Raw genomic sequence first — 12,174 nt, 5'->3', positions numbered from 1 at the left:
TCCTTGAGGCTCGCTGCCGCACCTTGCTGTCAATGCAATCCGAGATTAAAGCCTTGACCAACTATCACTGGTGGCCCGCATGAAGAGCCCGATCCTTTCGGGGGTATGTTATCCGGATTTAGTATAATGTCTTTGGGTTCATGGCCCAGTTGCCGCTCAGCCGCCATCACCGCCGCCATGGCGGCTAGCTCCACCCGTTTGGTTTCCTTAGCAAACAGACTAGCGGTAACATCGCGCTTGCCCTGCAGCCGTTGCAGCAACCCTAGGGGTACAACCAGGGCTCCGCCCACTACCAGGGGTGGCATGGGGGCCAACTTCTGTTCGCGGGCCAGTTCATCCATCCGCCGCTCCAGCCGGGATTGCAGTTCATCGGCCCTGGCCCTGGCTCGTTCAGAATTAAGCTTGGCATTGGGTTTGCCCTCGGCCTCCTGCTGTCTTAGCTTTTCGGCCTGCTGATCCCAATAGAGAATTTCTTTGGTCAGTCGTTCCTGCACAGCGGCTCTAGTTTTGTCGATCAGGTCGCCCTGCTGGTCGCGCCGGTCTTGGACGTGCTGCGGCACCAGGTGTTTAACGGCATAGGTTTTGGCCTGGGCCTCTAGATCTTGCTTGAGCCAGTCGGCCCCTAGCAGTTGTTCCACCAAGGGTTTTTCGCCATCGAGCAAAGGCCGATAGTCGAGGTAAGGGGCATACCCCGCATTGACGATGTGCCCATCTGGGTCAATTTCGACATACTGCATACGTCGCGACACCACCCGCCGTCGCCCCGCCGAGTCGGTGCGGGCATCTTGAATGCTGTGCTCTAGGTAGACCAGCACCCTGGGCTGCTCGTTGAGGTCACTGGCATCCACCAGCACCGCCCCCTGTTTGAGCAGGTCTCGATGCTTCTCTAGGGTGAGATCAATCACCGCATCCAGTAGCGGATGCCCAGGGCAGAGGAAGGTGGCCCCTGGTTTACCCGCCAGGTTGATCACGTCTTTTTCAAAGCAAATGCGTTCATAGCTGCGCAGGATGGGTTCGCCTAGTCCAACCTGCTGGTCGCGGCTGCGCAGGGCCGAGGGCACATGGGAGACCTGGTAGCGCTTGGCCTCTCGCGGGTTGACCCGCCCCCCTAATTGCTGAAACGCCTCTAGAAAAAATGCCGCCACAAAGCGGGGTTGTAACCGCCGCGCCTCGGCCCGCTCCATGTCTTCGCGAATTTGCTGCACCTTAGAGGCATCCATAGAGTCACGGGCCAGGGCACGTTCGTCTAGCAGTTCGCGCAGGCGGGTTTGGTCAAGCCGGTTTTCCACCACCTGGTTCAATCGGTCTTTAATGTCGGGGCGATCGCCGTAACGAATGGCCTCAATCAACAGCTGTCGCAGTTCTTTCCCGGCGATCGCCCGCCCCAGCACATCAAACACCTGACCACCCAGGGCTTTCTGCTCCACCTCCAGCTTCTTCAGCAGCGAAAAGTAGACATCACCCTCTCGGGTTTCTGCGGCCACCAGGTTCCACAGATGGCACACCTCCGTTTGGCCGATCCGGTGAATGCGGCCAAACCGCTGCTCTAGCCGGTTGGGGTTCCAGGGCAGGTCGTAGTTCACCATTAGGTGAGCACGCTGGAGGTTGATGCCTTCCCCAGCCGCATCGGTGGCGATCAGCACCTGCACCTGCACATCTTGCTTAAACGCCGTTTCGGCCTGTTTGCGCTCCTCTCGTCGCAGACCGCCGTGGATCGTGACCACCGCTTCCGGACGGCCCAGCAGTACTTGAATGCGGTCAATCAAGTAGTTCAGCGTATCTCGGTGTTCGGTAAAGATGACCAATTTGCGCCGATGCCCTTGCTCCGTAAACATGGTTGGCTCATCCTGGAGCAGTTTGCGCAATTCATCCCACTTGCGATCGTTGCCACCGCGCCGCACCCGCTGCGCCAACGACTCCAGTTCTTCCAGTTGGGCAATCTCTAGCCTTAGCTCGGCAATGGTTTGGGCTGCTGTGGCCTGGTCTACCACTTCCTGTTCGGCGGCTTCTCGCTCATCATCGGCATAGTCATCAAAATCGTCCTCAATGTCTTCCACCGCGAGGGTGGGACCAAAGTCCAGCAGATCACTCAGGGAGCGCTTGCGTTGCTCTTCTTCCTGCACGCGCTTTTGCAGCCGTTCTCGCCGCCGTTTTAGCGACTGATAAATTGCCTCTGGAGAAGAGGCCAGTCGCCGCTGTAGGATGGTCAGAGCGAAGCCGACGGTTCCCTTGCGGCCATCGTTGCCTAGACTTTCGGCCCGGTTAAATTCCTCCCGCACATAATCGGTCACCCGCTGGTAGAGGTGATCTTCTAACTCTGAGAGCTTGTAGCCTACTGTGGTGGCAATCCGCTCTGGAAATAGGGGCTTGCCATCAAACTTGAGCAGGTCTTCTTTGACCATGCGCCGCATCAGGTCGCTGGTGTCGCTGGCATGCACGCCATTGCGAAACCGTCCCTCAAAGCGATCGCTGTCTAGCAGCGCCATAAACAGCTGAAAGTCTTCTTCCTTGCCGTTGTGGGGGGTCGCCGTCATCAACAACAGATGGCGGGTGATATCGCCCAGCATCTTGCCCAGCTTGTAGCGCTTGGTTTCTTTGATCTCTTTGCCAAAGAAAGAGGCTGACATTTTATGGGCCTCGTCACAGACCACCAGATCCCAGTCGGTCTGTTTGAGCTTAGCCAGCAGATCATCGCTACGGCTGAGCTGATCTAGGCGAGCAATGAGAAAGGGAATTTCACCCAGAGCGTTGCCGGTGCGGGCTGCCTCGATGCGATCGCGGGTGAGAATGTCAAAGGGCAGATGGAACTTCTGGTACAGCTCATCCTGCCACTGGTTTGCCAGACTGCCAGGGCAAATAATCAAGCAGCGGTGCAGGTCGCCACGAATCAGCAACTCCCGCATCAGCAACCCAGCCATAATAGTTTTGCCCGCCCCTGGGTCATCCGCCAGCAAAAAACGCAGCGGTTGCCGAGGAATCATCTCACCATAGACCGCAGTAATCTGGTGCGGCAACGGCTCCACCATCGAGGTGTGCACCGCCAGCAGCGGGTCGAACAGGTGGGCTAGACGAATGCGGTGGGCCTCAGAGACCAGACGCAGCTTTTCGCCATCGCCCGTGAAGCTCCAGGGTTGGTCGGCATGGACGAGGTCAAGATCGGGCTCGCGATCGCGATACAGAATCTCCTGATCAACGTCACCGTTGGCCTGGCGATAGACAATCACCAGCGCGTCATCGCCCATCCACTCGGTACTGACAATGGTGACTGGGGTATTTGGCAAAATACCCAGAATAATGCTGCCCTTAGTCAGGTCTTCGAGACTAACCATGTAGTTTCAGTCACCTTAGCGATACTCTATTGTCCCCAGAATGCAACGCTTATCCGGCAAATGCAGAGGTTTATTAGAGACCAATGAGTTTTGTGGCAGATCACCCCAATGCGTTTAATCCGGTTTTTCTCCGCCAACGGTGGGAACTGTAAGTGAACCAACTCTAGTGCCGGAATTATGAGTGACCCCGCTAAACAGTCCCCTCATCAGGCCAAGGCATCAGCCAGTGCTTCCCTGAAGCTACAGCGGCAACAGCAGGCTAAGAGAGCCACGACCCCTCAACCTGCTGCTCCCCAGCCTGCACCGAGCCAGAAAAAAGGTAGCCCTCTCGTCGGCTACGGCCTTATTGGTGGAGTCGCCACTATGGTGCTCGGCCTGCTTAGCGGTAACGGATTTATCACTGGAATGGGACTGGTAGGTGGTGGTAGCGTTGCTTTAGCTGGAGGTTTACAGCGATCCAACCAAACCGAAGTTGTGCTTACCCAACCGGTACCCCCAGCCCCTGCTGCCGCCCCGCCCCGGAAGAAAAAACTTTCTACCTTGAAAAAAGGCGATGTATTAGCTGAAAAGTACCGCGTTGAAAGCAAGTTGGGGGAAGGAGGCTTTGGGGCGACGTTCCTAGTGAGCGATATCACCAAGAATATCCAGAACACCTATTGTTTCGGTTCCTCACAGAGCTGACCAACCGGCAGGGAACGGTGAAGACGCTGGATGAGTTATTGCTGCTGAAGCCCCAGCAGGCGGGGGAGGGGTTCATTCTGCAAGCGCCGAAATCGAAGGAGTCGGGTGGGCGGTACTACCTGGACGAGGAACTAATTGCGGCGGCGGGGTCGGATTTTTATTCGGTGGCCGATCGCATGGAAGTCGTCATTCCCCCAGAACGACTGGAGCGAGTGCTGGGGGTGGTGATGCACCAGCGAAACTACACCCTGGCAGCGTTTGAGTTTAAGGAGGTGGCACGACAGTTGATGGGGGTGGAGTTGCCGACGCTAGAGAAGGTGGAGGTGGAGGTGGTGAAGCCCCCGGTTGTTTCTCAGCCGGTTGTGCCTGCGATCGCCAGTCAAGCCAGTTCAGAACCGGTAGAACCAGCAGACAGTCTGGCGTCTCCAGCCGTACCCAATCCGCCCCCAATGGGCCAACTGGAGAAGCGGATTCTGCGGTTTTTGAGAAATGCGGGGATTGAGCAGGAGGTAATGACCTCCCAGGAGTTTCATCTGCGCATTGAGAATGAGCCATTCATCCCGCTGGTGGTAGAGCGGCAGGGCGATGAGCTGTACCTGACCCACTACCTGACCCAAAACGGAGATATGTTCATCGACTCGGAGATGGTGTTTCGGGTGCGGGGCGAGGCGCACATCGAGTTTAAGGAGACGGCGGTGCAGAGTCTTCGAGGGGGGGAGTCGCGGCTGCCCGATCGCACTTTTGCCCAGATGTTCTCCAAAAACATCGTGCAGCAGGGGTTTGCGGAGGCTGCGAAGGCTCAGATACAGGCTCAGGCAGCACCCGAAGTAAAGGTGGTGTCCCCACAGGAACCGGAGGATGAGCGATCGCGGATGCCGAGTGATATGCGCCAATACCTGGAGGTGAAAGACCAGTATCCCGATGCGATCGTGCTGGTGAAGTCGCCAGACCAGCGGTTTTATGAGGCGTTTCTCGACGGGGCTCGACCCTTGATCGAGCATCTGGAGATGATTGGCACCAGCATGGAGTCTGGGGTGAAGGAACTCGGACGAGTACGGATGGCGGGATTTCCGGTGCAGAGTTTACACAAGTATTTGGACAGGTTGACCCAGCAGGGGGAGGTGGTGATCGTAGAGGGGGAGGGGGCGATCGCTGTCCACCCCCATCAATCGCTTGCCCTCGTTGTAGAGGAACCACCTCAGCTTGAAGCCGAACCTGTCGTTGATGCTCCAGCCACTGAAGAACCTGAGTTTCAGGCGCAGAGCTTGTTTGATGTGGAGCCATTTCGGACAGGGCACCCTGCTGGCCCAGGATCACGACCAATCCCAGATCCGCTGTGGCAGCAGGAGCCAGCGACAGCAGTGCCCCCGCCATCTCAGAATCTGCCCCAGACTAACCCCGTAAAACTGGTTCAGGGGCCAACGCTACAAGAGATTGCCGATGAGGTGCGGGGAGCGGATTTAGAGGATGTGGCGGCGCATTTGGGGTTGGAATGCGATCGCCACGACAAACACAAATGGCGCAATGGCGACCACATCATCAGTATCAGCGGGCCGCTGTTCATGGATTGGTTAGCGGATTCCGGGGGGCGAGGCGCGATCGACCTAGTCATGCATGTTCAAGGAGCAGAGTTCAAGCAGGCGGTGGAGTGGCTGTCAGGAAGAGACTTATCTCAACGGCCTACTCACGTAGCGACCTATGCCCAAACTAAAGAGCGAGAGCCTAGGGTGTTGGAGATGCCCGCCACAAATGAACATCGCTGGACCGGGGTGCGTGAGTATCTGGTGGAAACCCGCAAGCTACCGGCAGTGCTGGTGGATCGGCTCCATGAGCGGGGTTTGATCTTTGCCGATGACCACCAGAATGCCGTATTTCTGCGCCACCAGTTGCAGGCTCAAACCTGGAGTCGGGGCGAGGTCATTGGGGCCAGTTTGCGAGGAACTTGGGGAGATGAGAACTATTTCCATGGGCTAGCGCCGGGCTCGGCTAGAAACCGGGGATGGTTTTGGATTGGCACGGGGCAGGGGCCGGTGAACCGGGTGCTGCTGGTGGAGTCGCCGATCGATGCAATGTCGCTGGCGATGCTGGATCGGGCGCAGCGAGGATCGGCAGGGGTGGCAATTTACCTCTCGACCGATGGCTCTGGTGGGGTGCCAGTCGAAGCATTAAAGACGGTGCTGCGGAGTGGGGGGATGGTGGCGGCGGCGTTTGATGCCGATGTGGCGGGGGAGGTGATGGCCTGGCGGATGGCGCAGTAGGTGCCGGGGATTGAGCGGCTGACACCGAATCAGGGCAAGGACTGGAATGAGGTGCTGGTCAATCCAGACGGCAGTGGCAATGGGTGGCAGCAGAGTCGCCCGGAGTTGGCCCAGCTCTGGCGGTGGCATGGAGCAGCAGTGGCATTAGGGAGACCGGAGGGGTATTTGAGCCGGATAACTGAAGTGGCAAGGGAAGTAGCGAAGGGACAGTCATTTTCGGAGAAGGCGATCGCAGCCATGCAGCGAGACTTAGAACATATGGCAAATCCATTGAACTCGAAAGGCAAAATCCCCACTCCATCTCGAACACATCAGACGTCTACCGTAGATTTGGATAGATAAGGACGGCCAGTTAGGCGTTCGGTTTAACCGCCAGGGCCACTAAATCATCCTGGTCATGGGGGCCTTCACGGGGGACGACATGCCAATTGTCAATGCTAAAGCCTGCTGTCGTCAGCTCCTCAAGGATGGCAGACGCTGAGCCAATGTAGCGAGTAGCAATGCCCTGATCATTCATCGTGCAGCAAGAGTTAGGGTCAAAAGTTGGCCGCATGGGAGAATCCTCCACCACCTCGCCGCACATACTCTGAAGTAGAAAGCCCCCGCTGGGCTTCAGCACCCGATAAATATTGGCCAGCGTGTGGGCTCGGTCTGGACCAATGATGCAGTGCAGGCAGCGGCCATCAACCACCAGATCGAAAGAGTCATCCTCATAGACCGCCAGGTCCAGCACGCTGCCAACGGTGAATTGAACCTGGGACTGTTGGGCTTGAGCTTTTTCCTTAGCCCAGGCGATCGCACTGGGAGCAATATCAATTCCATAGGCCGCATACCCCTGGCTTGCCAGCCAGATAGCAATATCGCCTGTGCCACAGCCCAAATCGAGAATGCGGCTACCGGGTGCGAGGACAAGGCGAGCGATCGCCTGCACAATTCGAGGCTGGACAACCTGGGTCTGATCGCTCTCTGAGGTCCAACCAAAGGCTCCTTCTGTCTTGAGCCGTTGGTAGATGCGATCGTGGGCAATGTAGTCGGTTCTCAGCGGGTTCATAGCGCAATCCAGTACCGGGCAATCAGTTGGCCAGACACATCCGAAACCCCCTGGCTGAACAGCATTCCACCATTCTTCTCAATGCCTCGGGCTGAGGCTAAATTGTCCACATCACAGGTCATCAGGATTTTGGACAACCCGAGCCGCCGGGCTTCGTCCAGAGCTAGCGCTAGCATTTTAGTGCCATAGCCCTGTCCCCGCCGGGACGGACGAATGCAGTAGCCGATGTGTCCGCCATGGTGTTCAAGGGCTGGAGTTAACCGATGCCGCAAGTTGACGCGACCCAGCAGTTCAGTCTGGTTGTGCAGCAACCACAGCGTGGACTGTGGTACTTGACCTGCCGGTAAATTTTGCTCAGCCTCAGCCGAGCAAAACTGCTGCACCAATGCGGCAAAATCGGTCTGAAGCTGCTCTAGCAGGGGCTGAGGAAGGAACTGTTCCCCAGCGGTTTGATAATCCTCAAGCAGGGTGCATCCCAGTTATGTAATGAGCACTAATGCTTATCCTCATAAGACGGCATCAGCGCTACGGTGAGAGCATCGAATTCGTTACTGTTCAGTCCTATGGATGAAGGCAAACAAGCCCGCCTCAAGGCGCTCACCGATGAGTTAGCGGCCTTACTGTACGAGGAGACCGACCCCGAGGCCGTGAAGACCCTGGGGGGCATCGAAACCGCCGTCCGTGGTCATTTGCTGGAGCATGTGGGGCCAGCGCTCGGCCATTTTTTATCCGCACAAGCAGCGGCACAACCCGCGGGCGACAGCGAAACGTCACCAGCATCATTGGCCGATTAAGCCTCAGTGAGCCGCAGGGGCATCGGCTCGGTCTCAAAGCCCGCACCCAATGGAGCCCTCAGCTAGAGCGGTGTTGCTTGCTGCTGAGGGCTAACGAGGCCTACGCGCATGCCGCCGAGGATATTGCCGTGCTTACGGGGATAGCGGTTTCCAAGAGCACTCAGCAGCGGTTGGTACACCGCCAGGAGTTTCCAGACGAGCAGGTCGATAACGGGGTCAAAGCGATGAGCCTCGATGGGGGTAAGGTGCGCTTACGGACCCCTGACGGCCAACCGAGTGAGTGGCGTGATTACAAGGCCGTCAACCTTCACCAGTGCTGCGTTGCCGCATTCTTCAAAGCAAACGATGCGTTGGTGGAATGGGTTAACCAGCAGCCGTTAGCATCACCGCTCGTGTGCTTGGGCGATGGTCACGACGGGATTTGGAACTTGGTTGCCCAGATCGAGCCGTCAGTGCAGCGGATTGAGATTCTGGACTGGTACCATCTTATGGAGAATCTAGGCAAGGTCGGTGGCTCACAGCAGCGGTTAGACGCTGTAGAGTCGTGTCTCTGGCGCGGGGATGTCGACGCGGCGGTGCGGCAGTTTAGGGGCTGGTCCCATGAGCGAGTGGACCGATTTATCGGGTATTTAGCCAAACATCGGCACCGCATCGTCAACTATGCCTACTACCACGCTGAAGGCATCTCTGTGGGCTCGGGCGAGATTGAGTCAACCGTCAAACAAATTGGGCAGCGGGTCAAGATTTCAGGGGCTCAGTGGGCGGAAGACAATGTGCAGCAAGTTCTGCGCCAACGATACGCGTATCTGAATCGTTGTTTCTCATAATGAGTCTTGCAAGACTGGGACGCACCCCCTCAAGCATTGCCAGCAGGAGAGGCCGATGCTCGATCGCCAGTCGAATCAGCGTAAGATTTTCAGCCATAACCAACGCGTCTATCGGTTGAGCCCTAGAGTATCGAGATCAGCTATTTGAGGTCGAATGACACTGACACAATACCCATGGACGTTATTCAACACTCGAATGCCTATACCTCCAACCTGCGAGTTCGAGATTTCCTGCGGCGCAATGAAGCGTTGCACCACAGGATGCTGTCCTCCTGCTACTCACTTTTGCAAAAGCCAGAGCGGTTTGAGGCTGAGACTGCCCTGATCACGCTTGAATCAGACGCAGCTCTGGTGGGCGTAGGGATGCTGTTGCCGGGCCGGGCACTCTCGATGACGTCATTGACGTCGCTGGAGGGGGTGACGCGACTGGCGGAGTATCTCAACCAGCGCTACGGCTCTTTATCCAGGCTAAATGCCCCGACTGAAGTGGCAGAGCATTTTGTTCAGGTATGGCAATCGCTGAGTGGTCAATCGGCCTATCTGGGGATGACGGTCTGTGCCTACCAGCTAGAAACCATCCGTCCGTTTATCTGGGCGCAAGGCCATTTAGAACCGGCGACAGAGAAAGACCTGGCCCTGGTCAGCCAATGGTTTACGGCTTTTGGGTTAGAAGCGTTGGGAGACTCTGCTACAGATAGTGACGCCTGGGCAAAAGGGCAAATTGAGCGGGGAAATGCCTTTCTTTGGCATGACGGTCAGCCCGTGGCGATGGGGTGCCGGATTGGACAGACGGAACATGGGTTTCGGCTGTCTATCATCTACACGCCGCCAGAGCATCGACAGCGAGGGTACGGCAAAACCTGTACCGCAGCCCTGACCCAGCGACTACTGGAGGATGGCCAACCGCGTTGCTGCCTCTACGCCGACAAAGCCAATGGGGTAACCAACCGCATGTATGAAGGGATCGGGTATACCCTGAGTGGCGAGAGCAAGACCTACCATTTTGAACCGCTGACGGCTAATTAGGCGGCAGGGAGAATGGTCAAAATGTTGTATAACCCTTCATCAGCTATGCCCTCACCGCCACTATGGGGAGAACTTCCCGCTGGCCCCTACCCGGTGGGGTTTCAGTCGTTTATTGCCTACGACTACAGCAGGCGCTACGACCTGCACAGCACTCAGCCCGGGGCGGCTACACCCCGGCTCAAAGGCCGCCCTATTGTGGTGCAGGTTTGGTATCCGGCGCAGCCTCCTGAGGATACCGCCACTATGCCCTACGAGGCTTATCTCACTGTGTCATCTCCGGATGATTCTCTGCAAGCCTTTGTGGAACAGCTCAATCGCTTTACCCGCGAGGCCGAGCGGCGCTGGTCTGGGTTAGATGCGGCGGATACCGATGCCTTTCAGCGCTTTCTGCAAACGCCTACGGGATGCTACCTGAACGCGCCGCCTCTAGATGGCTCCTACCCGGCAGTAATTTACCATCAGGGACTAGGCGGCAGTATTGTTGACAATCCCGTGCTGTTGGAATTTCTCGCTAGCCACGGGTACGTGGTCGCAACCAGCGCCTACCCACCGGAGCATGGCCTGTGGTTTGGGGTGGATTCTGACCTGAATCGCTCGATCAAGGACATGGCTTGTGTGATCAACGCCCTGGGCGATCGCTATGGGGTAGACCCTGCCCGCATTGGATTGATCGGCCACAGCTATGGCGCTTCGGCGGTGTTGGCCTATGCCGCCGAGGCCCAGGCGAACGTGGGGGCAGTGGTCAGCCTGGACTCGACCCGCGAGTGGAACCCGGCCTATGACCACCTCTATCGCAATATTGCGGAGCGGTTGAGCCGGGCGGAACGGTTCTCGGTGCCGCTGATGATTTTCAGTAAGGTGACGCCAACGGTGACGTTTGAGCACTATGAAACCCTTAGCCACGCCGATCGCTACTACGTCACCGTCCAGCACCTGGGGCACAACGATTTTGTCACCCCAGGGCCAACCGCCTCAACTTTGGCGGGGGATAGAGTCGATGAACAGGAGCCGCTGATCCGTTCGACCTCCCAGGTTGTTTGTCAGAGCGTTCTGGCGTTCCTGAATGCCTATCTGAAAGAAGAACCCAATTCTGAGAATTTGATGGCAACCCTGCACGCCCTGGACCGGGATAGTCAAGCCTTAGCCGTTCAAGAGCGTCGTGCTGAGCCAGTGGCGATCGCAGCCACCTCCCTGCTTGAGCTGTTTCTGCACCAGGACGCTGAAGCCGGATGCCAGCGAATCGCTCAGGATGTCTCCCAGGTCACGACAGCGATGCTGATGCAGGTTGGACGTGCCTTGCAGGAACGGGGATTGCACGGGGAGGCGATCGCTTTATACCAGGCCATCAACCACCACTTTCCTGAATTTGCCAAAGCCCATGAAACCCTGGGCGACCTCTACCATTACACCTTAAAGGACAAGCCCAGTGCCAGAGCCGCCTACCAAGCTGCCCTGGAGGCGCTGCCGAGGGATGTGACCCTTTCAGGCCCAGAGCAAGACTACCTGCGCCATTCCCTGAGCGAAGATATTGAAACGCTTACCGGAGAATGAGGTCGTAGCGACTGCACTCGTATACCCGCCGAAAACGTTTCTGAATCTGAGCCGCATTATCCCCTTGATAATGGGCGAACAGGTGACGGGGGATGAGGCCAGGGATGGCGATGCTTATAGCGGTGTCCACTTCGCCACCCTCTAGATACACATGCCAGTAGCTCTCGACCTTTTCAAAGCCCTGGGCTTCATACCACCGCAGGGTAGTGGCATCGTCGCGAGTCCAGGCTTCGAGGCGGCGGAGGTGAAGGGGTTGGGCCAGGGCGATCGCCGCTTTCAGCAGGGCTTTCCCTACTCCCTGGTGGCGGTGGTCGGGATGAACGGCCAGGTTCCAGATCATGCCTGCTTTCCCGTCCATTTTAGGAGTGGCTGGGGGCGAGCAAACGCTGCCGGGTTCCGCCTCACATTCGATGTCGATCAGGCCGATGATGTGCCCATCTGACTCGGCCACCAGCTCTATGGGAAGATTGGCGAAATGCTCCTTCTCGCGATACACGTTGTCGAAGTAGGCGGTATCGAGAAAGGCCAGCACCCGACAGCGCAGCCACTGGGCTTCGTCCGATGGCCGGTAAGGGCGAATTTTCCAGGTTGTTGCTTGATCGTCGTCCCAAGCTACAGGGGTGACTGAATGAGTCTCCCAATCTTCACGCAAAATGG

General features: G+C 57.3%; 9 protein-coding genes. 5 read left to right on the top strand and 4 right to left on the bottom strand.

All coding sequences use genetic code 11. From position 1 onward, the window contains the following. Positions 1–29: 29 nt before the first annotated feature. Entirely contained in the window at positions 30–3,329 is a 3,300-nt protein-coding gene (locus ACQ4N7_RS20275) for a helicase-related protein (RefSeq protein WP_430713302.1), read from the bottom strand. 363 nt (positions 3,330–3,692) lie between these two features. Here ACQ4N7_RS20275 and ACQ4N7_RS20270 point away from each other — a divergent pair, with 363 nt between their 5' ends. Then, complete coding sequence (locus ACQ4N7_RS20270) at positions 3,693–4,010, top strand: hypothetical protein (protein WP_430713301.1); 318 nt, start codon at positions 3,693–3,695, stop codon at positions 4,008–4,010. Further along, positions 3,986–6,268 carry a DUF6908 domain-containing protein gene (locus ACQ4N7_RS20265; protein ID WP_430713300.1) on the top strand — a complete coding sequence of 761 codons (2,283 nt, stop codon included), beginning with the start codon at positions 3,986–3,988 and terminating at the stop codon, positions 6,266–6,268. Before ACQ4N7_RS20270 ends, ACQ4N7_RS20265 begins: the two co-directional genes overlap by 25 nt. 352 nt (positions 6,269–6,620) lie before the next feature. On the opposite strand, the gene ACQ4N7_RS20260 is transcribed toward ACQ4N7_RS20265, so the two are convergent. Together ACQ4N7_RS20260 and ACQ4N7_RS20255 are read right to left on the bottom strand one after the other, a co-directional pair. Next, the gene (locus tag ACQ4N7_RS20260; protein WP_430713299.1) at positions 6,621–7,319 is read right to left on the bottom strand and encodes a class I SAM-dependent methyltransferase; all 699 of its coding nucleotides are present in this window, start codon (positions 7,317–7,319) and stop codon (positions 6,621–6,623) included. Continuing rightward, positions 7,316–7,702, bottom strand: coding sequence for a GNAT family N-acetyltransferase (locus ACQ4N7_RS20255; RefSeq protein ID WP_430713305.1), 387 nt, complete (start codon positions 7,700–7,702; stop codon positions 7,316–7,318). Before ACQ4N7_RS20255 ends, ACQ4N7_RS20260 begins: the two co-directional genes overlap by 4 nt. 180 nt (positions 7,703–7,882) lie before the next feature. Between ACQ4N7_RS20255 and ACQ4N7_RS20250 the strand changes: the two genes are divergently transcribed. The 3 genes from ACQ4N7_RS20250 to ACQ4N7_RS20240 all read left to right on the top strand — a co-directional run bounded on the left by ACQ4N7_RS20250 (position 7,883) and on the right by ACQ4N7_RS20240 (position 11,517). Beyond that, positions 7,883–8,940 (top strand): ISKra4 family transposase gene (locus tag ACQ4N7_RS20250; protein WP_430713298.1). Its coding sequence is split into 2 segments (ribosomal slippage): positions 7,883–8,039 and positions 8,039–8,940, totalling 1,059 coding nucleotides; the frame shifts between segments, so codons are not numbered across the junction. A gap of 174 nt (positions 8,941–9,114) precedes the next feature. Beyond that, a complete protein-coding gene (locus tag ACQ4N7_RS20245) occupies positions 9,115–9,966 on the top strand; it encodes a GNAT family N-acetyltransferase (protein ID WP_430713297.1) in 852 nt (283 codons plus the stop codon). Positions 9,967–10,011: 45 nt separating this feature from the next. After that, a complete protein-coding gene (locus ACQ4N7_RS20240) occupies positions 10,012–11,517 on the top strand; it encodes an alpha/beta fold hydrolase (protein ID WP_430713296.1) in 1,506 nt (501 codons plus the stop codon). On the opposite strand, the gene ACQ4N7_RS20235 is transcribed toward ACQ4N7_RS20240, so the two are convergent. Next, positions 11,504–12,097 (bottom strand): GNAT family N-acetyltransferase, encoded by a 594-nt coding sequence (locus ACQ4N7_RS20235; RefSeq protein WP_430713304.1) that lies wholly within the window; start codon positions 12,095–12,097, stop codon positions 11,504–11,506. The genes ACQ4N7_RS20240 and ACQ4N7_RS20235 overlap by 14 nt on opposite strands. Positions 12,098–12,174 lie beyond the last annotated feature (77 nt).

It is taken from the genome of Nodosilinea sp. AN01ver1, from assembly GCF_050565655.1.
Classification (GTDB): domain Bacteria; phylum Cyanobacteriota; class Cyanobacteriia; order Phormidesmidales; family Phormidesmidaceae; genus Nodosilinea.
This window is presented reverse-complemented; position numbering and strand designations above follow the sequence as displayed.